This is a genomic window from Komarekiella delphini-convector SJRDD-AB1 (genome assembly GCF_014831675.1).
Lineage (GTDB): Bacteria > Cyanobacteriota > Cyanobacteriia > Cyanobacteriales > Nostocaceae > Komarekiella.
The window spans coordinates 188,833-211,032 of the sequence record NZ_VJXY01000006.1; the positions used below are offsets into that span (position 1 = coordinate 188,833).

General features: G+C 42.5%; 18 protein-coding genes. 9 read left to right on the forward strand and 9 right to left on the reverse strand.

What is annotated here, in order from left to right; translation table 11 throughout:
• Positions 1-75 precede the first annotated feature (75 nt).
• Positions 76-750: a 7-cyano-7-deazaguanine synthase QueC gene (gene queC, locus FNW02_RS08230; protein WP_191757053.1), complete on the reverse strand. Its 675-nt coding sequence runs from the start codon at positions 748-750 to the stop codon at positions 76-78.
• Positions 751-1,421: 671 nt separating this feature from the next.
• Here queC and FNW02_RS08235 point away from each other — a divergent pair.
• The 6 genes from FNW02_RS08235 (at position 1,422) to rdgB (ending at position 8,162) form a co-directional block, all read left to right on the forward strand.
• Entirely contained in the window at positions 1,422-2,504 is a 1,083-nt protein-coding gene (locus FNW02_RS08235; protein ID WP_191757054.1) for a Gfo/Idh/MocA family oxidoreductase, read from the forward strand.
• A 329-nt stretch (positions 2,505-2,833) separates the two neighbouring features.
• Positions 2,834-3,448, forward strand: coding sequence for a DedA family protein (locus FNW02_RS08240; protein ID WP_191757055.1), 615 nt, complete (start codon positions 2,834-2,836; stop codon positions 3,446-3,448).
• A 292-nt stretch (positions 3,449-3,740) separates the two neighbouring features.
• Complete coding sequence (gene fcmB / locus FNW02_RS08245) at positions 3,741-4,895, forward strand: filament morphology actin-like protein FcmB (RefSeq protein WP_191757056.1); 1,155 nt, start codon at positions 3,741-3,743, stop codon at positions 4,893-4,895.
• A gap of 5 nt (positions 4,896-4,900) precedes the next feature.
• Complete coding sequence (fcmC, locus tag FNW02_RS08250) at positions 4,901-5,392, forward strand: filament morphology membrane protein FcmC (RefSeq protein ID WP_191757057.1); 492 nt, start codon at positions 4,901-4,903, stop codon at positions 5,390-5,392.
• A 655-nt stretch (positions 5,393-6,047) separates the two neighbouring features.
• Positions 6,048-7,484, forward strand: a complete 1,437-nt coding sequence (locus FNW02_RS08255; RefSeq protein ID WP_191757058.1) for a phosphoglucomutase/phosphomannomutase family protein — start codon at positions 6,048-6,050, stop codon at positions 7,482-7,484.
• An 87-nt stretch (positions 7,485-7,571) separates the two neighbouring features.
• Positions 7,572-8,162, forward strand: a complete 591-nt coding sequence (gene rdgB, locus FNW02_RS08260) for an RdgB/HAM1 family non-canonical purine NTP pyrophosphatase (protein ID WP_191757059.1) — start codon at positions 7,572-7,574, stop codon at positions 8,160-8,162.
• 295 nt (positions 8,163-8,457) lie between these two features.
• Here rdgB and FNW02_RS08265 read toward each other — a convergent pair whose 3' ends face one another.
• The 5 genes from FNW02_RS08265 to FNW02_RS08285 all read right to left on the reverse strand — a co-directional run bounded on the left by FNW02_RS08265 (position 8,458) and on the right by FNW02_RS08285 (position 13,270).
• A complete protein-coding gene (locus tag FNW02_RS08265) occupies positions 8,458-8,796 on the reverse strand; it encodes a P-II family nitrogen regulator (RefSeq protein WP_012410794.1) in 339 nt (112 codons plus the stop codon).
• 349 nt (positions 8,797-9,145) lie between these two features.
• Positions 9,146-9,751: a bZIP transcription factor gene (locus tag FNW02_RS08270; RefSeq protein WP_191757060.1), complete on the reverse strand. Its 606-nt coding sequence runs from the start codon at positions 9,749-9,751 to the stop codon at positions 9,146-9,148.
• 184 nt (positions 9,752-9,935) lie between these two features.
• The gene (gene thiD / locus FNW02_RS08275; RefSeq protein ID WP_191757061.1) at positions 9,936-10,757 is read right to left on the reverse strand and encodes a bifunctional hydroxymethylpyrimidine kinase/phosphomethylpyrimidine kinase; all 822 of its coding nucleotides are present in this window, start codon (positions 10,755-10,757) and stop codon (positions 9,936-9,938) included.
• Between the two features lie 9 nt (positions 10,758-10,766).
• Positions 10,767-12,407: a hypothetical protein gene (locus tag FNW02_RS08280; RefSeq protein ID WP_191757062.1), complete on the reverse strand. Its 1,641-nt coding sequence runs from the start codon at positions 12,405-12,407 to the stop codon at positions 10,767-10,769.
• A 431-nt stretch (positions 12,408-12,838) separates the two neighbouring features.
• Positions 12,839-13,270, reverse strand: coding sequence for a hypothetical protein (locus FNW02_RS08285; RefSeq protein WP_191757063.1), 432 nt, complete (start codon positions 13,268-13,270; stop codon positions 12,839-12,841).
• Between the two features lie 120 nt (positions 13,271-13,390).
• Between FNW02_RS08285 and FNW02_RS08290 the strand changes: the two genes are divergently transcribed.
• Together FNW02_RS08290 and FNW02_RS08295 are read left to right on the forward strand one after the other, a co-directional pair.
• Positions 13,391-15,235: a S8 family peptidase gene (locus tag FNW02_RS08290; RefSeq protein ID WP_191757064.1), complete on the forward strand. Its 1,845-nt coding sequence runs from the start codon at positions 13,391-13,393 to the stop codon at positions 15,233-15,235.
• A gap of 204 nt (positions 15,236-15,439) precedes the next feature.
• Complete coding sequence (locus tag FNW02_RS08295; RefSeq protein WP_191757065.1) at positions 15,440-15,673, forward strand: hypothetical protein; 234 nt, start codon at positions 15,440-15,442, stop codon at positions 15,671-15,673.
• Here the strand turns inward: FNW02_RS08295 and FNW02_RS08300 are convergent.
• Positions 15,660-15,983 carry a thioredoxin family protein gene (locus tag FNW02_RS08300; RefSeq protein ID WP_162395087.1) on the reverse strand — a complete coding sequence of 108 codons (324 nt, stop codon included), beginning with the start codon at positions 15,981-15,983 and terminating at the stop codon, positions 15,660-15,662. The genes FNW02_RS08295 and FNW02_RS08300 overlap by 14 nt on opposite strands.
• A gap of 1,798 nt (positions 15,984-17,781) precedes the next feature.
• On the opposite strand from FNW02_RS08300, the gene hetF reads away from it, so the two are divergent.
• Positions 17,782-20,340 (forward strand): cell division protein HetF, encoded by a 2,559-nt coding sequence (gene hetF / locus FNW02_RS08305; RefSeq protein WP_191757066.1) that lies wholly within the window; start codon positions 17,782-17,784, stop codon positions 20,338-20,340.
• Between the two features lie 34 nt (positions 20,341-20,374).
• Here hetF and FNW02_RS08310 read toward each other — a convergent pair whose 3' ends face one another.
• Both FNW02_RS08310 and FNW02_RS08315 read right to left on the reverse strand, forming a co-directional pair.
• A complete protein-coding gene (locus FNW02_RS08310) occupies positions 20,375-21,034 on the reverse strand; it encodes a SanA/YdcF family protein (protein ID WP_191757067.1) in 660 nt (219 codons plus the stop codon).
• Positions 21,035-21,225: 191 nt separating this feature from the next.
• A complete protein-coding gene (locus FNW02_RS08315) occupies positions 21,226-22,023 on the reverse strand; it encodes a type 1 glutamine amidotransferase (RefSeq protein ID WP_191757068.1) in 798 nt (265 codons plus the stop codon).
• Between the last annotated feature and the right edge of the window lie 177 nt (positions 22,024-22,200).

The window sequence follows — 22,200 nt, forward strand, 5'->3', positions numbered from 1 at the left end:
GGAGCTTGGGTGAGTGGGGAGTGCGAGAGTGCGAGAGTAGGGGAATAGGGGAAGTTCATACTCATCACTCATCACTCAAGCATAGGGAAGCGGGTCTTTTAACTGCAATTCGGCAAAAGCTGCTAATCGTAAGCGGCAAGAATCACAGACACCACAAGCGATATCACCACCGGCATAGCAAGACCAAGTGAGTTCCCAGGGGACGCCCAATTGGTTGCCCAATTGGATAATTTCGGTTTTTTTCAGATTTATTAGGGGTGCAACAATACTTATTGGTTGTCCTTCACGCCCTTGTTTGGTTCCCAGACGAAAAACTTCTTGCATTGCTTGGATATAGTCGGGACGACAGTCAGGGTATCCAGAGTAGTCTAAAGCGTTAACACCTATATAGACACGTTCAGCAGCGATCGCCTCGGCGTAGCCAAGAGCAAAGCTTAAGAATATAGTATTACGAGCAGGCACATAGGTAACAGGAATATTTTGAGACATTTCATCTAGGGAACGCTCCTGGGGTAAATCAATAGCGTCGTCTGTAAGTGCAGATCCACCCCATTGCCGTAAGTCAAAATTAACTACCTGATGTTTTACGACTCCAGCTTTTTGAGCAACGAGAAGGGCTGACTGTAACTCTCGCCGATGTCGCTGCTGGTAATCAAAGGAAATAGCATGGCATTCACAGCCATCAGCTTTCGCTTTGTACAAAATTGTGGAAGAGTCTAATCCACCCGACAACAGAATTACAGCTTTCATCTCAGTTTTCAATTTTGGATTTAAAATCGCTCAATCACACTTCAAGAAAATGCCGAAAACTAATGCTAAAGACGCTTTAAAACTAGTATTAATCAAGGAAACTATCTATACAAGTTTCTCTCAAAATGTGGTGCGATTATCTTTGCCACTGCACCTTGGGCAATCGCTGGATACTGCAAATAATTATGCAAGAATAATTTTAGGTATTAACCGCGGCCATTCATCATACAAGCTCACTGTATAAACTGATTTCGGTGTGTTATTTTGATTGTTTTGTGATTTTACTAACAAACAATTTCTCCATTCTAAATAGTGTTAATTGAATATTGAGTCTGGCAATTAATTATCTAACTTTCAACTAAAGAAAAGTTAAATATAAAACTTTTAGTGAGTATAAATTTAGAAAATTTTCCCTGAGGTATTACGTACTTTTAAAAGTTAATAAAGAGACATCTAGTTTTTGTACTTCATACAAAAAATTGCTTAATCTTGACTTGTTTATACAAAAGACAGTCAGATTGCGGGAACTGATCGCAAACTTTGAAATTCTTCATAAACAGAGCCTCTATGTTACCATCTGGATGGTTTTAGACGGATCACAACTGGCCGTTTAAGTATAAACGCCAACGACCGTAGCGTCTCTAAATTTGGTGGTTGAGGAGAGAATAATAGTGCAAGATAGCATGTCAGTGGCAGAACCGAATCCATATACACAGCGCAACCAGCCACGACCGATCCGCATAGGCGTGATTGGAGTGGGTAACATGGGACAACATCACGCTCGCGTGCTCAGTTCAATGAAAGATGTTGAACTGGTCGGAGTGGCAGATATCAACGTCGAGCGGGGGTTAGAAACCGCCAGTAAGTACAAAGTGCGTTTTTTTGAAGACTATTGTGATTTGCTGCCCCTTGTGGAAGCAGTTTGCGTAGCCGTTCCAACTCGCCTGCACTACGCTGTAGGCATTAACTGTCTTTTGGCAGGAATTCATGTTTTAGTTGAAAAACCGATCGCTGCAAGTATTTCTGAGGCAGAATCCCTGGTAAATGCCGCAGCTGAATCTCAGTGTATCCTGCAAGTAGGTCATATTGAGCGTTTCAATCCAGCATTTAGGGAACTGAGCCAAGTGCTGAAAACTGAGGAACTGCTGGCGCTGGAAGCTCATCGGATGAGTCCTTACTCAGATCGGGCAAATGATGTGTCGGTTGTGTTGGATTTAATGATCCACGACATTGATCTGCTTTTAGAATTAGCCGCCTCCCCAGTAGTAAAATTAACAGCTAGCGGTTCTCGTGCCCTAGACTCTGGTTATTTAGATTACGTCACTGCCACTTTGGGATTTGCTAATGGCATTGTCGCTACTTTAACTGCCAGTAAAGTAACTCACCGAAAAATCCGCCGGATTGTCGCCCATTGTAAAAACTCATTTACTGAAGCAGATTTTCTCAAAAATGAAATTTTGATTCACCGACAAACAACAGCTAATTCTCTGAACGACCACCGACAAGTACTTTACAGGCAGGATGGTGTGATTGAAAAAGTCTACACCAGTAACATTCAACCTCTAAGTGCAGAGTTAGAACATTTTGTCAACTGCGTACATGGTGGCAATCAACCCTCAGTGGGTGGTGAGCAAGCTCTTAAAGCTCTCAGATTGGCAAGTTTAATTGAGCAGATGGCTTTGGAAGATCGAGTTTGGAATCCATTAGACTGGCAATCGGAACAGAGAGTACAATCGTTGACGCCGACAGTCTAAAAAAGAAAGGGAAGATGGAAAGATGGAGAAACATAGTCGCTATCTACTTTCCTCTCCCATAACTCCAGTCTCAGAAAAACTCTGGAGTATATTTTCAAATTTTCTGTATGTTAGATCCCCCCTAGCCTTTTTAATGAAGTGGGCTAAGGGGGATCTAAGTTTTGAAACTAAAACTACCTTTCCACTTCCTTCCTCTATGTCTGAGGTCAATGCCAATTTGATTGCAGCTAAGTTACTTTGACTCTAACAAGCGTGGATGATTAACTTTTACGAAAGCTAACACTGAATTTAACAATAAAATTAGTGCAACAATTTTAGGAATTGTTTCGATGCTTGAATGGATAACCAATACTATCAACTACATGGGTTATTTGGGAATCGCCCTGCTGATGTTCGTAGAGAACCTCTTTCCCCCCATCCCTTCAGAATTGATTATGCCACTGGCAGGATTTACAGCACGAGCAACTCCAGACAAGCTCAATATCATTGGCGTATTTTTGGCGGGGCTGGTAGGTTCTGTGCTGGGGGCATTAATTTGGTACTATCCAGGTAAATTCTTAGGTGAAGAACGTTTGAAAGCCTGGGCTGATAAGTACGGCAGATGGCTAGCTATATCCAGCAAAGATATTGCCAAGGCAACGCGCTGGTTTGATAGACGAGGCAACAAAGCAGTACTTATTGGTCGGCTTGTGCCAGGAATCCGTACCTTGATTTCCGTTCCAGCAGGTATCACCAATATGCACTTGCTGCCGTTCTTATTTTATACAACCCTAGGTAGCGCTATCTGGGTAGGTTTGCTAACATACTCAGGGTACGTATTAGGTAGTCAGTATGAACTTGTGGATAAGTACCTTGCTCCGGTATCTAAAATCGTGCTTGGGAGTCTGGTTCTAGTATTTGTTGCTTGGATACTCAAGCGCCAGTTAAAACGTATTAGAAGATGAAACACAGCCGCTTTTGCTTTGAAGGCAGGGGTTACATCCGGCCAAAATTCGCATACACTATGCCAAATAATACTAAATGCGTGTTGACATCCACTGTATTCCTTCCCTACGGAACGCTGCTCGAATGGGGAAGCAAGCTACGAAGCAGCGTCTCGCAGAGAAGGTATCGCCTAAATTAATTTTTGGCGTGTTTCTAGCTACACTTGACGCAACCAAAAATTTCTGGTTGCTCGCATTTTTGTAAGATGAGCATTGACAACTTTTTACAGTTAAGTTCAGACTAGGAGCTTTCATGACAGACCAACCTTCCGCCGCTACCCCAATGAATGCCGCAGCTATACCAATGAATAGAGTATCGGCGTCTACTCCCATAAATGCTGTTAATACTCCCAAGCCAGGCGGCGGCATCGGTTCCGGGAAAACTATTCTCAGTGTTGATTTAGGCAGAACTTCGACAAAGACTTGTGTAAGTCGCGAACCTAATAGTGTGGTGTTTATACCTGCCAACGTCAAGCAAATGTCGATAGAACAGGTGCGTGGGGGCGTTTTTGAAGCTAGGGCTACTGACCCTCTAATGGATTTGTGGCTGGAATATCAAGGCAATGGATATGCTGTAGGTCAGCTGGCAGCCGATTTTGGAGCGAATCTAGGAGTCGGACAATCTAAGGTAGAGGCTGCACTAGTAAAAGTCTTGGCATGTGCTGGCTACTTCAAACTCAAAGATGAGATTTCTGTTGTACTTGGTCTACCTTTCCTCTCGTTGGAGCAGTTTGAAAAGGAAAAAGCACAATTAATCAGCCAAGTTGGTGGCCCTCATGTATTGAACTTCCGAGGCGAATCTGTGTCTTTGAACGTCAATAAGGTATGGGTAATGCCAGAAGGCTACGGCAGCCTACTGTGGTCTGAAGCTCAACCGAAAAAGAGCACTACCGTTCCCGATTTTACGAAAATATCGGTGGCGATCGTCGATATTGGGCATCAAACCGTCGATCTTTTGATGGTAGATAACTTTCGCTTTGCACGAGGTGCTTCTAAGAGTGAAGACTTCGGAATGAACAAGTTTTATGAACTGGTAGCTGCCGAAATCCAAGGAGCAGATAGTCAATCTTTAGCATTGATTTCCGCTGTTAATAAACCCAGGGGAGAGCGTTTTTATCGTCCTAAAGGCGCTAGCAAGCCCGCCAATCTGGATGATTTTCTCCCCAACCTCACAGAGATGTTTTCTCGTGAAATCTGTAGCCGCGTGCTAGCCTGGTTGCCAGAGCGCGTCACTGACGTGATTCTCACTGGAGGAGGTGGTGAATTCTTCTGGGAAGACGTTCAACGTCTGCTCAAGGAGGCAAAGATTAATGCCCATCTAGCCGCACCTTCTAGGCAAGCTAACGCCTTGGGGCAGTATATTTATGGAGAGGCGCAATTGTCCGCCGTTCGCGCTGCTAGGGCATAAAACTGATGTTCCAATGGTCAAAAAAGGTAGTTAAATCCGTCACGTTCAACCCAGGGGTTGCTGATGAAAGCTTGTTAGCACAAGTAGAAAGCCATTTAGAAAAACAACCCGACAAGACTTTCAGTGACCTCTGTAAAGAAGCCCTTTGGCAATCTTTATGTGTACCGGAATCTGGAAGACCTGGTTCAAAAACCGCAGCAACAGCATCGGTTGAACAACAAATCGGTGAACTGCAACGTCAAGTGGCTGGCCTTGAAGAACGTTTTTTTGCCAAGGAATCCAATCGTTTGGAGGCGATGGAACGCCATATGATGCAACTTAGTCAACAAGTTGCACAATTGGCGCTCATTGTCAACGAGCGATCAATTATTCAGTCCTCAAGTCAATCAGTATCAGATGTATCAATAGCAAATAATACTTCTTATACTGCTGCTACCCCTCCTCAAGAGGTTGACCCTGTCATCAGTCGCCTTAGCCAGTTTCTTGATGATTTCTAAGGAACAATTAGGTTTGTAAGCATCTTTTGCTCTAGTCAACAATCCTTAATAGTAGATACTATTAAGGATTATTAATATTTACTATATAAATTATTTTAGAGATGCCATGTTTGGCGATAAGCTGCTCTATGTTTAAGTGCATAGGCATCTCATCACATGATAGAAAAGAGCAATTATACAAAAAAGGAGTTTTGGAATTGTTAAAGTTTTTATAGGTGTAGTGATCGCTTACAATAACAAATCATTAAGATCATCTCAGTTTAATTGTTCGACTATGCCTGTTATTTGATCCCAAAGTCCTATTAAATAACAAATTTTGGATAAATCTAAATCTTCATTAGTTAATCACTTCAGACCTCTTGTCATCTTCTCAGAGCGGCGACCCTTTGCACAATTAATGCTGACGACTACTATGTAGCTATGAGCCGACATACATTAACTATTTATACTAATTAAAATACAGCATACATGAATACACTAAATATTACAATAAACTTGCATTTACCAGGCGATCGCACTTAAATATTGCACAAATCTGCTTATTTTCGTTTCAAAACAGCCTAATCTTATCCGTACATATTTTTACTATATCTTTTTTTTACATTGCACCCTGTATAAATGCTAAAATCTTCAAGTAGACAGTTAGGATACTTAGATGCCAGTTGTAGCTAACTCAATCAAGTTTGGTACAGACGGCTGGCGGGGCATTATTGGTGATGAATTCACCTTTGAACGTCTAGCCCTGGTCGCGCCAGTCGCAGCACAAGTATTATATAATACATATTACTCTACGGTCGGTAGCCGGACGATTATTGTCGGTTATGATCGCCGATTTATGGCGGAAGACTTTGCTCGTGCTGTTGCCGATACTGTTACTGCTATCGGATTTGATGTTTTGCTCAGCGAAACCTTTGCCCCAACTCCAGCATTTAGCTGGGCAGCAAAGCAACTTAATGCTTTAGGGGCGTTAGTAATTACCGCAAGTCATAATCCAGGTACATATTTGGGTTTAAAAGTCAAAGGTTCTTTTGGTGGCTCTGTACCGCCAGAAGTTACTAAAGAGATAGAAGCGCTGTTGTCAGAGGGAGTTTCACCAACAGCTACCCCAGGTAAGCAAGAGAAATTCGATCCTTGGCCTAGCTATACCGAAGCATTAGAACGTAAAGTTGATATTGCCAAGATTCGGGAGGCGATCGCCTCTGGCAAACTAACTTTATTCGCTGATGTCATGCATGGCGCTGCTGCTGGCGGACTACCAAAATTACTGGGCGATCAAGTCAAAGAAATCAACAGCGAACGTGACCCCTTATTTGGTGGGGGTGCGCCGGAACCCTTGCCTAAATACCTTTCGCGTTTATTTGAAGTCATTAAAACTCACCGAGAAACAGATAAATCAGGTTTAGTAGTGGGGTTAGTATTTGACGGGGATTGCGATCGCATCGCCGCTGTGGACGGAGAAGCTAACTTCTTGAGTTCCCAAGTGTTAATACCGATATTAATCGACCACTTAACTCTGCGGCGCGGCTTCAAGGGTGAAATAGTTAAAACTGTCAGTGGTTCTGATTTAATGCCCCTTGTCGCATCACTACATAATTTGTCAGTATTTGAGACAGCAGTCGGTTATAAATACATTGCTGACAGAATGTTAGCAGCAGAGGTATTACTAGGCGGCGAAGAATCGGGAGGGATTGGTTACGGTAGCCATATTCCTGAACGCGATGCACTGCTATCAGCATTGTACGTACTAGAAGCGATCGTCGAATCGGGGTTAGATTTAGGTGAGTATTATCGTCACTTGCAGAAACAAACAGGGTTTAGCTCAGCGTATGATCGCATTGATTTGCCTTTAGCAAGTATGGAAGTGCGATCGCGTCTTTTGCAACAACTGCAAACCCAACCCTTAACAGAAATTGCAGGTAAAGCAGTGATTGATTGTCAAACAATTGACGGCTACAAGTACCGTCTAGCTGACAAAAGCTGGTTAATGATTAGATTTAGCGGTACTGAACCAGTTTTACGCCTTTACTGTGAAGCCCCTACACTCGAACAAGTGCATCAAACTCTTGCTTGGGCAAAACACTGGGCAGAGTAAAAGTAAAATTAGTCAAGAGTCAAGAGTCCAAAGTCCAGAGTTTTCTTGCTCCTTGACTCTTGACCATTGACCCATGAATCTTGACCAATGACCAAACTACTCGTAGTAGCAACAGGAAATCCAGGTAAATTGCGGGAAATGCAAGCTTACCTGGAAAATTCTGGTTGGGAATTAACTCTCAAACCTGAAGAATTAGAAATTGAAGAGACAGGCGACACCTTTACAGCCAATGCTTGTCTTAAAGCTTCCCAAGTTGCACAAGCAACAGGACAGTGGGCGATCGCCGATGATTCTGGTTTGCAAGTAGATGCTCTCGATGGCGCACCAGGGGTATATTCTGCACGTTATGGCGAAACTGACTCAGAACGCATTGCTAGGGTATTGCGGGAGCTAGGCGACGCAGAAAATCGGCAAGCCCAATTTGTTTGTGTAGTGGCGATCGCTAGTCCTGATGGTGCGATCGTATTACAAGCTGAAGGTGTTTGTGCTGGCGAAATTCTTCATGCACCCCGTGGTAATGGTGGTTTCGGCTACGATCCAATTTTTTATGTTCCAGAGAAGCAATTGACCTTTGCTGAGATGACACGAGAGTTGAAGAGGTCAATTAGTCATCGGGGTAAGGCTTTCACAGCTTTACTTCCTCAACTGGATACAGTACTTAGTTCTGAGTCAGGGTGAATATAAGCCACCATCTGGCTTTACTAAATTTCAGGAATAAAAAACTATCGGAGAATTAATATTTTCGGCATTGCTTAATAGTGAACTCACGAATAATAAATTACATTCAACTAAATCAACTGCATAGTGACTAAGTAAGAAACTCTTATTGCAAGTTTTTACTTGTTTCGCGATTATTCCCAAATCAATAGGAGACGTTGCTGATTTAAGAAATGAAAAACTATCTGAGAGTTAGCACTTTCGGTTCATCTCACTATTCAGCAACGCCACCATCTAGCCACTCAGTACTCAGTACTTAAACTGCTTCTGTGTTCTTTTCGCCAGTACGAATCCGAATCACTTGCTCAACAGGCGAGATGAAAATTTTGCCATCGCCGATTTCGCCAGTCCGAGCAGCGGCGATAATCTTGTCTACCACCATATCAACTTGATTATCGTCAACGACAATTTCTACTTTGAGTTTTTGCAGAAACTCAACGGTGTACTCAGAACCACGATACCGTTCAGTTTGACCTTTCTGCCGTCCAAAACCCCGGACTTCAGAAACAGTCATGCCGACAATACCAGCATTGACCAAGGCAATTTTCACTTCATCCAGCTTAAATGGGCGGATAATAGCTTCTACTTTTTTCATGTCTTAACTCCTGACTTCTACTAGGTTCGTTTATATATCTAACCAGATCCGCTGTCTGAAGCTGTAACTAGCAGCGCTTTTCCTAAAACATATGTAATAATTGCCACTTTTTTAAAATAATGTAAACGCTTTGTCTGACTACTTCCGACATAAAAAACAGCAAGGATTGATTCATTGGATAAACCTTAAGGTTCTAACATGAGGGAGTTGCAGTCAAATTAGCATTTTTTATGTGTGTTTTGTAACTTAAAAATAAATAAATTCCGCTGCTAAGTAGATATGCTCAGATATTAGAGAAAAATTACCAGGTAGTCCAAAAGCTCACTGTTGCTGACTGTGGGAGTGTCAACTAACGATTTTGATGTTCAAACAGGGGACGCACCACCAAATACCCAGCACCAAAAGCGGTAAGCATAATTAATACAATGGTGATTACTAACCACCAGCCACTTAGTTCTTTTACTTCTGGCTCAGCAATGGGATAGTAGCGTACTTGTTGCTCCTCTATAAAGACTGGTTCTGGCATCGGGAAACCCATTTCCACACCAGGTACAGAGAAGTTCTTGCGACGGCTTTTTCCGGGAGGTACTTTCGGCGTTACGGGTGGACGTGGACGCGAAACCTGCTGACGTTGACGTGCTTCAGTTGGTGACTTGGCTGCACTTTTCACGTCGCCAGAAGTATGATTAGCTTGGTGATAACTGGGCGTAGTATGGGAATCTACATAGTTTTGCAAGTGTAAAAAAGATTGAACGACTTTGGTAATTTCTTGGCGCAGTAGTTGATTTTCTTGTGCTAGTTGCTGATTTTGGGCAGTGAGTGCATTTAACCTTGCCTGTGTTGCTTGCAACTCAGTTGACAATTCTCGGTATACAGATAGTGGTACAGAGGGACGGTAGGCTTGAGTGGTCGGTATTGATGAATTCCGGTGAACGGAACCTGTGGTTGCTCGCATCGGGGGCTTGGTATTAAAAATCAAGGTTATTAGATCGTACAGAGATGCTAACAGACTATTAAGTTAGCCCTGAAACTATGCCCAAGAATAATAGAAAAATTCCCAGAGAGCAAAGTTTTTTTGGGATATGGTCTGTAGTCAGTGAACAGTAAACAGTTTGATAACTGATAACTGAATCAATAAGTTAATTTCGTAACAATGGGAAGAAGTGTCCTACGGGGCCTTGCCCTTTGCCAATGTCTAGGGCGTAAGTGAGTGCAGTTGTAACATACTCTTTTGCCTGTTGTACTGCTTGCCACAAGTTTTTTCCCATCGCCAGATTAGCAGCGATCGCAGCAGATAGGGTACAACCAGTACCATGAGTATTTTTTGTCTCTACTAATTTTGTTGTCAAAGTTTCGAGCTTTTGCCCATCAAACCAGATATCAACACCACGTAAATTTCCCTGCATCCCTCCACCTTTAACTAAAACAGCTTTCACACCTAAATTTTGGTGAATGATTTGGGCAGCAGATTGCATATCGTCTAGAGAATGAATCTGTAAACCGCTAAGAATTTGGGCTTCATAACGATTTGGCGTAACAATAGCTGCCTTGGGAATCAAAGCATTACGAAGCGTTTGCACAGCGTCATCATCAATCAATTGTGCCCCTGCGCGTGATACCATCACAGGATCAACCACTAAATTATCGATTTGTAAAGCTTCTACCTGCTCGGCAACAGCAGAGATAATTTCCTGGTTAAGTAACATTCCCGTTTTTGCAGCTTGCACGCCAATATCCTCAACCACTGCTCGAATTTGCGCTACAACAGCCTCGATTGGCATCGCATCAACCCGCGCTACCCCTAAAGTGTTTTGTGCCGTAACGCAAGTTATAGCGCTAGTACCGTGGACACAGTGAAAGGCAAAGGTGCGTAAATCAGCTTGAATTCCCGCACCGCCACCACTATCTGAGCCAGCAATAGTTAAAGCAACAGGCACTCTGGATATTGTTTGAGCGTTCATAAGTGAAAATTACTTGCCAGACGGTAGTTGCTTGATGATAGCTTCCAAAGGATTTGGTTGTGGGTTTTGCGGTTTTTCTTGCGGTACAACCGTTAAGTAGGGTTGAAGCTTGGCTTCATCAACCCAACCAGAGTAATATTTTACGCTGGTTGATTTTGGAGAAAGTTGAAGTAACTCTAAATCGCCACGCATGGCATTCCAATTGATGGGAGGTTCCGCTGATTGACTAGAACCAATGCCTTGAGGGCCATTGCCAACTAAATTTAGAGAAACCTCATCCAATCCTCGCACAAAGCGATTACCATTCCAATGCCATTCAAAACCAGGCCAATTAACAGCAGGTTTTCCTGGCGGCAAAGAACGCTTAAACTCGTAAAAACTTGCACCTTCATCCAGTTTCACTGTGAAGCCTTGAGGATATCTCACTTCATAGCGTCCCTTTTGAGTCTGGAAGTCAATAGGACTCCACCACAACACTTCTACAGTTTTCTCACCGTTGTTAGATAAAGATACAGCAGGAGTTTTATTAGTCAATTGGCTATAAAGCGGTAAACCCTCTGATGGGAATTTAGTCATTGCTGTAAATCGCCAACAATACCAACTCTCAGGATTATCAGCAGCTTGCCAATTAACTTGACAAACACCGTTAGCGGTACTAACCCAAAGCTTATCGTTTTCCAACCTGAGTTTGTCAGGAATTGCACCAATCAACGGACTATTGTGAACAGTGTAGGAAGTCAAATAACCAGAATTTAGGTTTTTTAAATTGGGACGATAAGCAACTAAACCTTTAGCAGGAATGTAAAAATTACCTTCTCCACTAATATTAGTACCCATCCAAAAAGTAGGATTATTTGCATCTCCAGTTATGGCTAAATCAGTAATTTGTGTAAACCAAAGTTCTTCTGGTTGAATGAGCGTAAATTTATCATTTTGTGGGTCATAACTAATAATAGTCGCAATGCCGTTGTTACCTTCACCTTGCTCAAAAGCAACTGACCACCAAATACGATTCTGATAAATTACGGATGCTGTAATTTGGGGAAACCCCAGTTGATTTCCTGTTGCCGAATATCCCGCTTTTACTGCTACGTCTTGCAAATCATTGAGAGTATATAGCGTTTTTTTCTGTGGCTTTTTACTCTTAGGAGTAACTAGCTCAAAAACAACTTTGTCATCGGCTGGCTTTGGTTCAACTGATCTTGATATATTGTTGTTTTCCCCCAAAGAGAATTGTGGCTCTCTGACGACTCGATACTGATAAGTTTTACCTTGAAAATCAAGATTTTTGAACTTAGGATTTACTAAATCTTGTGCAAATGCCACATAGTTACTTTGCGGCTGCAACTCTTTGGGTAAAGTTCCAGGTTGTACTGTCCAAGTGTTGTTACTCCGGCAAAAAACAAAGTCTTGCTTTAAAGCCTGAAACTTTACTTGATCAGCATCGGCTACAATATTGCGGATATGATAATTAAAGTTGTCATAAAAGCTTTCATTTTTATTGGGGACAGCTAAAGAAACGACTGTAGCTTTTGGGCAGTTTTCCGCTTGAGAGTTGACATCATTAGTAGTTTGAGAAAAACTTTTAACGCTTGAGACACAGGCGCTAAGCATCAAAACAATCCCAAATATTGGAATAATTCGTTTCATAATAAATATTACCCTTTAAAAAGAGCTAGTCTTTTTGAAACTCACAAAAATAACTACAAAATCTATTGATAAAATTTCTAATTTTTAATGTTTTTTGGAATAGTTAATATATTCAAAATCTCTAAATACAGCAGTTGGCATTTTCACGAATCACACGTAGAGAGACGTTACATGTAACGTTTCTACAAGGTTTCGGGTTTTATTTATGTACTTCATCTACCTGAAATCTGCTGTATTAAAAATAAAATAGTTTTGATAGCACCAAATCTATGTTTTGTAGACAGCACTTTGGTGATACAGAGATTCAAGCCGAAAATGGTAAAATTTTCTGATTTTAGGCTATCACTTACTGCTAGTTCAAGCCTTAAAATAAATTTTGGGCTTTGTAGAGACGCAAAATTTCGCGTCTCTACATAACTAATGACTATTAACTACTGATTTTGTTCCGATCGCAATTGCAATGCTCTTTGTAAATACTTGCCCCATTCCGCTGCTAAAGGGATTTCTGTAAACGGAATACGCACTGAGTTAGCAGGTTCGGTAAACACAAATTCTAACTCAATAACCCGACCTTTTTCAGGTATATTTTCTAAATCTACTGGCTTGCCATCTACCAATAGACGGGTTTTTTGAACGTCAAGCAAAGAGAATGTTTCTAGCTTAATCGGGCCTTTTGGAGTGGGTTTTCCCCAAGTAATATTGTTACCTTTTTGACCCAATACTGAATAAATATCATACTTAGCCCGTTCAAATTGCTCTGCCCAAGTGCGGTAGGCTTCAACTTTTTGATACTCTTTCGAGCCTTGCCAAGCCAACCAGAAAAACATTGCTAACAGCGGCAACCACAAAAGACCTCGTTCCATTGTTTAAAAAAGTCCTGAGTCCTGAGTGAATATTGTAACTAAAGCGCAAAATACATCAAAAAGAAACGGAGATTAAGTTATGGTAGTGAACAAACTGGCAAAAAGCGGTGATGAGTTAATATGAGAAGACTTATATTATTGTGCTTGTTTGTCATTGGGTTGGGAGCTGCCATATTTGGTTTCCTGAATTTTCAGGGACTAACAGCTAAAGGCGAATTTGAGACGATTTTGCTCGATTTTCGGGAAGATATTCCCCAAGAAGTAGTGCAGCAAAATCTCCAAGCGATCGCTAAACAATATAACGTTACACCCCAATTAGACAACAAATTTTCGGCGAAGGATAATGTATATATTATCGAGGGCGATCGCCAGCGACTCAAAAAACTAAAAAAATCTCCATTCGCCCAAATTACAGAATTAATCGAGCCAAATTATATCTACAAGATTCCCAATCCCGGTAAAACCGCTTGGTTGGGAGAATTTTTACGCCCGCAAGCAGACGAAGCAAATCCCTCGTTAGTTGGGCCTAATGACCAGTATTACAGCAAGCAGTGGAACCTGCACAAAATTGGCGTTGAAGGCGCATGGAGTCAAACTAAAGGCAGCGGCATCACCGTTGCTGTGATTGACACCGGAATTACGCGTGTGCGGGACTTGTATGAGACAAAATTCGTCAAAGGCTATGACTTTGTTAACGACAAAGAAGAAGCTAAAGACGACAACGGACACGGAACTCATGTTGCTGGAACTATAGCCCAAGCCACTAATAACAAATATGGCGTAGCTGGAATAGCCTACGAAGCCAATCTGATGCCTTTGAAGGTACTCAGTTCCTATGGCGGTGGTACAGTTGCCGATATCGCCGAAGCGATTAAGTTTGCTGCGGATAAAGGCGCAGATGTGATTAATATGAGCTTGGGTGGTGGTGGTGAGAGTCAGTTAATGAAGCAAGCGATCGAGTATGCTCATAGAAAAGGTGTAGCGATCGTTGCCGCAGCTGGGAATGAAAACACTAATGGGGCAAGCTATCCAGCCCGTTATCCCCACGTCATTGGCGTTTCAGCATTTGGCCCAGACGGAGAAAGAGCACCCTATTCTAATTTTGGTGCAGGGGTGGATATCTCTGCTCCGGGTGGCAGTGAAGCTGGTAAGATTCTGCAAGAAACTATCAACGAAGAAGGTGAAGGAGTGTTTCTTGGCTTTCAGGGTACAAGCATGGCTTCCCCTCACGTTGCTGGTGTTACAGCATTAATCAAAGCCGCTGGAATCAAAGAACCAGATGAAATTTTAAAAGTCCTCAAACAGTCAGCGCGAGTTATCCAAGATGATGGTTTGAACTATTATGGCGCTGGACAACTCAATGCAGAAGCAGCAGTCAAATTAGCCTTTGGAGGGCAAATCAGTTTCCCAGATTTCTTTAGGTGGTTACGAGATAACGGCTATCTTAACCCCGGCTTTTGGATTGATGGTGGTGCAGTAGCACTAATACCCAAGGTTTTAATGGTAGTTGGTTCCTACCTACTGGCTTGGTTTTTACGGGTTTACTTCCCCTTCTCTTGGAGTTGGCCGTTATCCAGTGGCTTAATTGCTGGCAGTTCTGGATTATTTTTTCTCAAGGGAATCTATATCTTCGACCTTCCCCAGTGGCCTTTCCGAGTTTTGGGTAGTTCAATTCCCGAATTAGGCAATACGCTTCAGGGAACTGATGCTTTTAATCCTCTATTTGCCAGCGTGCTAATTCCCATTGTGTTAATGGCATTGCTGCTAGGAAATTCCAGTTGGAAGTGGTTTGCAATTGGTTCAACCCTAGGTATAGCTGCATGTTTGACAGTAAGCGCAGTTTACGACCCGGCAGTTTGGGGATTAGGAAGTGGTAACATAGCACGCGTCTTTCTCATAGTCAATGCCTTACTTTGTTACGGACTTGCTCGTTTAGCATTGAAAAATAACGGGCAATCAGCATAAAAGAAGAAGGGGAGCAGCACTTCCCTGCGGGATGCTACGCGAACGGCTACGCTCAGTGACCGAGGAGCAGGGAAGAGAAATTCTAACTCCTCACTCAGCACTGGCTAAACTATAGCTATCCGCGCTTCAGCACTCCTCACTTAGCACTCAGTACTCAGCACGGGCTAAACCATAGCTATCCGCTAACAGCACTCAGCACTTTTTATGAGCATTACAGTTACAGGAACAATTGAACGCCGTGACATTGGCACAGGCACATGGGCATTACTCACCGACGAGGGCGTTACCTACGAAATCCTCAAGGGTGCTGACAAGAACTTACTTAAAGCTGGACAAAAAGCAAAAGTTAAAGGACAGGTACGTGAAGATGTCATGACAATCGCCATGATTGGCCCCGTCCTAGAAGTCAAATCCTTTGAGGTGATTAGTTCTGACTAACTGTAGAATTCAGAACCTCTTGTAGACGACTTCTAAATTCGCCTTTGGGATGACCTCCTTTTACTTCACCCACAATCTGAAATTCTGCTTCTGGAGAATCACAGATAATGTAGGTAGGCCATCCCATTTCGGATTTATCAGGATACTGAGTTAGTAATATCTTGCGATACTTGCGGTAAGCAGCCGTATCCTGCATTTTTACATCGATAAACTGCAAACCTAATTCCTCAGCCACCTTTTTGTCATAAAAGGACATTTTGTGGCAGATGCCGCACTCTTCTGAAGAGAACTTAATCACAGCTAAATTCATGGACTGGTCAATCTCTTGGCTTTAGGCAAAGTATTTTAGCATAGACCATGAACACTAGTATATTGCTGCAAGACTAAACAATGAGAGTTAAGTAGTTTAACGCCAAAATATAGAAAAAAAATTAAGAATGTGATTAAATATCACAGCAATCATTTTTGGTTGGCATCTCTGGCTCACAATATTAGGAAAGCGATTTAGGAAATGAGTGAGCAGTTTGCGCTCTTGGCTGACAACAGGACATTCAAAATGTACTAACCATGATGACAAGAGTGGTGATGACAGACTTGTTACAGGGAAAACAAGTATAAAAAAACCCCCAGTCGGTGTTAGCCAACTAGGGGAGTGAGTTATCAGGGTGCATCTACCAATTAAATGTTCTCAGGTTAAACGCCATTCTCCGGATAAATTTGTAGAAACGCAGGCTGTTTTTTTCTAAAATAAAAAAACCCTAGTCGGTGTTAGCCAGCTAGGGGAGTGAGTTATCAGGGTGCATCTACCAATTATCTGTTCTAGGGGCAAGCAGTATCTCCCGGATAAAAGTGTCACAATTAATCGATGGTGATGCCAACCAAAAAAAACCCTAGTCGGTGTTAGCCAGCTAGGGGAGTGAGTTATCAGGGTGCATCTACCAATTATCTGTTCTAGAGGCAAGCAGTATCTCCCGGATAAAAGTGTCACAATCAATCGATGGTGATGCCAACCAAAAAAAACCCTAGTCGGTGTTAGCCAGCTAGGGGAGTGAGTTATCAGGGTGCATCTACTAAATTAAATATTCTAAAGTTAGTCACTATCTACCGGATAAGTTTGGTTAGATATGATATACTGCTTAGCTCTCAATCAAACCTGATAAATCGGTTTTATGGATGAAACATTTAGGTTTTCGGGTTTAGCCAATTGCAAGAAACCTAAGTTTCTGACTGGTGCAAGATGTGAGTTAGATTGAAAATGTTGCTTTCTGCTCACCAAAGAAAAAACTCTTAATGGGTGTTAGCCAACCAGAGGAGTTAGTTATCAGGCACTTTTATCAACTTAAAGTTAAAGCCAGTCTAGAAACTGCTTCTAGAGATTGTTTTGTTCCTAGTTTCTAACTGGAAATGCCTATGAGGAGGGCTACCGCCTACTGGCTTGCGGCAGGGCCGCATTGACTACATTTTCAGGTAGTAACCTAGAAATGAGAATTTTGAGGGGTTGGGCTTAAGTTGACACCAATGGTTATCAGGGTGCATCTACCAATTAAATAACTAGTAAGCTCCGGTAAAAAATGGATATGTTGAGAGTTTTTGCTGGCTCAACAAAAAAACCCCCAGCAAGTGTTAGCCAACCAGGGGAGTTAGTTATCAGGGTGCATCTACCAATTAAATGTTCTAGGTCTAACCCCCATTCTCCGGACAAATTTACTAAAAGACCGATTGTAGTTGTGTGTCAAAAAAATCTTAATGGATAGTAACTGACTGGGGAAGTTGAAGATCAAGGTGCATCTGCCAATAAAGTATTCTAGGGTTAAGCACAATTTTCTGCTCTAGAATAACTGCGTCAGAAGTTGCTGTTGTTTGCCAAAATTAAAAAAACCCCCAGTGGGTGTTAGCCAACTAGGGGAGTTGAAGATCAAGGTGCATCTACCAATAGAGTGTTCTAGGCGTAAGCAATCCGATCCGGATAAAGTTGTAAAGGCAGAAAAAGCAAAGCGACTGAAATTAGAAACATTCAGTGGCGGGATGCATCTAAGTTATCAGAGGGAGTGAAAAATCGACTTGAAACTTTTGCGTTTCAAACCAGATTTAGGAGGCGAACTGAAACTGTGACCCAGGAATTTCACATTTCCGTAACCCCAGTAGGGCAAAATGACTACTTGGTGCGGACGGAACAGGTCGCGCCTGGGGTGCCATTGGCTGAAGAGTTGGTGACTTGGCCTGTAGCTGATTGGTTAGCTGCTGCTGGGCATTTGATGAACGACCCTTTGAAGTCTGTGTTACAGGGAGATGCGATCGCTAGAAACTCTGTAAACTTGGTGGCGTTGGGTCAGCAATTTTATAACGCGCTGTTTCAAGGCACTCTCAGAGATAGTTGGATTACTGCCCAAGGTATTGCCCAGAACCACCAACAGGTATTACGCTTGCGTTTGGGGCTAAAAGACACTAGGTTAGCTCGTCTGCCCTGGGAAGTGATGCACGCAGGCGACCGCCCTCTGGCTACTGGGCCTTATGTGGCTTTTTCACGATTTCAAAGTGGAATTCTCGGTGCATCTCGTTTGCGCTCAAGAAATATCCCGTCACCGCTGGAAGAAGGTGGTGTGAAAGTCTTGATGGTAATTGCTTCCCCTACAGATCAAGTCCGTCTTGACTTGCTAAAACAAGAAGCTATCAAACTGCAAGCTGAACTCCACCGTCGAATACACCGACCTGTCGAAAATGGCAATCATTTACCAGAAATTGAGCTTGCTCTGTTAGATCAACCAGGGCGCGAAGAATTGACGCAGGCGCTTGAACAAGGAAGATTCCACGTTCTGCACTATTCTGGTCATAGTAATTTAGGTTCTAATGGCGGAGAAATTTATCTTGTCAGTAAGAGAACTGGCTTAACAGAAACTTTGAGCGGCGATGACTTGGCTGGCTTGCTCGTTAACAATAATATCCAAATGGCAGTGTTCAACTCCTGCTTGGGGGCATATACAGCTACATACAATGCCTCTGGAGATACTGGTGAACGCAATCTCGCCGAAAGCCTAGTGAAACGAGGACTGCGGAGTGTTTTGGCGATGTCAGAACGGATTCCCGATGAAGTGGCAGTGACGCTCACACAGTTATTTTACCGTAACTTGAGTCAGGGATATCCTGTGGATTTGTGCGTGAGTCGGGTACGCCAAGGATTGATTTCCGCCTATGGTTCTCACCAGATGTACTGGGCATTACCCATTTTGTATCTCCAGCCAGAATTTGATGGTTTTCTCAGCCCGGAAATTTACTTATCTGATCCAGAGTCACTAAATCAGTATAATAATTCACCTCTGGCGGCAACTCCCAGTTCAATGTATTCTGCTGTGGCAGATGATACTGAGGTGCCATTAGCAATCGAGGAAATGATCCCTTCTGGTTTAGCACGCGATTCTGAGATGGACTGGCTAGGTGAAGATACCTGGGGCGATCTCGTTGATGAAATTGAGTATGATGACTCAAGCTATGCAGAAGATTCTGCTATAGTTTCGGATTTGTTTCGCCAGCTAGATAACCAAAAAGCCACACCTGAAAAAACTTCGATGAATGCGGAACTGGTGCAACAGATTCAAGAGGATATGTTGGAGGAAAGGCAGGTTTCGGAACAAATGACTTCTCAGGAGCAAGAAGCAGAGTTATGGGGAGAAAACCCTGCTACGGAAATTCCCGCTGCTGGGCACTTTGAAAGAGATCGGGATTCTCATCTTTTGCGTAGGCGTAGCCCGCCGCAGCGAAAAGTCAGAGCGGCGGCTTCCGCCGATCTGAACTTTTCAAGACAGGCATTGCAGCAACTAATTCCAGGAAAAAGTCGTAACCAACGCCGCAAGCTGTGGCCGATTGTTGGGATTGTGGGTGCAGGTGCGATCGCCACCATTATCGGTTTAAATCTGTGGGGGCAACGACCTCAAGCAACCTTACCTGAGATACCATCAATTCAGTCTCTACCCATCCAAAAGCAACCGATTATCGATTTAAATACAGCTGCAACTGGAATTGTCACCGCCACCGCCACAGAAAAATTGAGCCAGGGTGACTTACAAGCTGGGCTATTAGCTGTAGAAGAACTACTTAATCGTGGCGCACTTGCTGCGGCTGAAGCTGCCCTGAAACTGGTTCCCAATAAACAAATCGGTGATCCATCCGTCAACTTTTTCAAGGGACGATTGGCGTGGCAGTTTATCCAAACTGGAGACAATAAATATAGTGTCGATGATGCCCGCCGTTATTGGGAAAATGCTGCAAAAGCCAAACCAGAATCACTTTTGTATAATAATGCTTTGGGATTTGCCTATTACGCTGAAGGCAATCTAAATCGAGCTAATGACTCTTGGTTCAAGGCTTTGAATTTAGCTCTAAAACAGCAGAACACACCCTCTAATGCTGCTGTATCGATGACAAAGACGGTATCATCTAAGGATGCTTTAACTTCCTATGCTGGTTTATCTTTGGGATTATATAAATCTGCATTGAATCAACCTAATTCTAAACAGACACAATATATTAGTGAAGCAATAAAGTTGCGACAAATGGTGATCAATTATGATCCGATAAATTTTCAAATAGATAAATTGACTAACAATTGGCTGTGGACAGAGCAAGCAATTACCGATTGGCGATCGCTTCTCCAGGAGAAAGGTGAAGGATAGTAAAAACAAATAACAAATGACAAAACCTACTTAACTATTTAATTCCTTCAAAAGGGCCTAGAAAAGTTGGTAAAGGGCGAGTGATGTGAACTTCCCACAACGCTTTGAGAGTAGACAAATTTTCCCGTAATGTATAGTACATAACAGTTTCAAAACTGTAGCTTCCCCAATCTGGTGTTCCTAAACCGATGACTTTTATCCCAAGCTGGCTACAAGTATAAATAGCGCGAGGTAAATGAAATTGTTGGGTAATTAAAACTGCTTGTTGTACTCCAAAAATATCTCTGGCGCGATAACAACTTTCATAAGTGCTGAATCCAGCATAGTCTAATGTAATGTCTTGAACAGCTACGCCGCGTTCTACTGCGTAACTCTGCATTGCTTGGACTTCGTTGTAGTCTGGGCGGCTATTGTCGCCTGTCATTAACAGCTTTTCAACTCGTCCCAATTTGTAGAGTTCTACAGCAGCTATTACGCGATCGGCTAGCATTGGTGATGGTGTACCATCTACCAAAACACCTGCACCAAAGACAATTGCAACGCGCTGATCTGGAATTTGTACTAAGTTAGTATGACAGCGACTTTTAGTAACTGCATTTACATAAAAATTCAATACTACTGGACTGATTGTTGCACTGAACACTAGTAATCCTAATATGAGTCGCAAGTGTGGCAAGAACCATTTACGCAGCATAGTTTTAATTATTAGAATAATTCTGTTTTAGCAATAGACGTAGTATTGGTAGCGATGTTGCAGTTGAGGCGATCGCTTTTGATTTTGAATAACAAAAGAAATTTACTATTCTATTTTTTGGTAAAACAAACTAATATTTAGATTCAAGAAGAGACGTTGCAATGCAACGTCTCTACATGGTCTATCTGTTTTTAAAGTGGTATAACTTTTAACCGCTTAAACATCGCTTCTCGCGCTTGCATAGCTAAGGTATCATTTAACGGTTGCAGTGCGATCGCCTGCTGATACTTTAGCCGCAGTGCTGTTTGAATTAACCAATCGGCGACAAAGGGATTTTTGGGTAACAAAGGGCCGTGAGAATAAGTAGCGATCGCATTCTGATAAAATGCTCCTTCTGTCCCATCTTCACCATTGTTGCCTAAACCGTACATAACTCGTCCTAAAGCTTCCACTTTTCCTAGCTTGGTGCGTCCGCCATGATTTTCAAAGCCAACTAAATATGGTGTGCTACCCATCATCTCTTCTAAATCTTGCGCTAAACGTGAAGCTGTAACTTCAATTACCAAGTTACCAATACAGCGCTTAGTATTTTCACCAGGATGTATGGAAACTAAATCGAGTATTCCCAAACCTTCAATACGTTGTCCAAATGCTGGTTCATAGTAATGTCCTAGTAATTGAGGTGAACCACAGGTAAACACTCCCGGTGTCCCATTTTCGATTTTCTCGCGCATGGCGTCGGCTTTTGCACCCTGCAAATCACGCATGACAATTTCTTGCTGGCGGTCTTGTGCGCCACCACCAACTATTACATCTACAGTTTTAATATCTGCGGCTGTGGCGTTTTGATCTAGGGGTAATACTTTAACGGTGTATCCGCGCCATTGGGCACGACGTTCTATAGTAATAACATTGCCGCGATCGCCATAGGTACTCATTAGCGTTGGATACAGCCAACCGATTGTTAATTCTAACTGTTGAGAACTCATAACTCCTCACTCATAACTGATAACTTATAACTTTTTCTTTCTATACTTTGAGAATCCGGTGTATATAATGAATCTGTTCTCGGTTGCGTGTTAGCGTGTAAAAAAGTGTATCACTGACTAGTCAAATGAGTAAGTATAAATCTTAGCCTGATTCACCTAATGAATTTATTTCGTCAA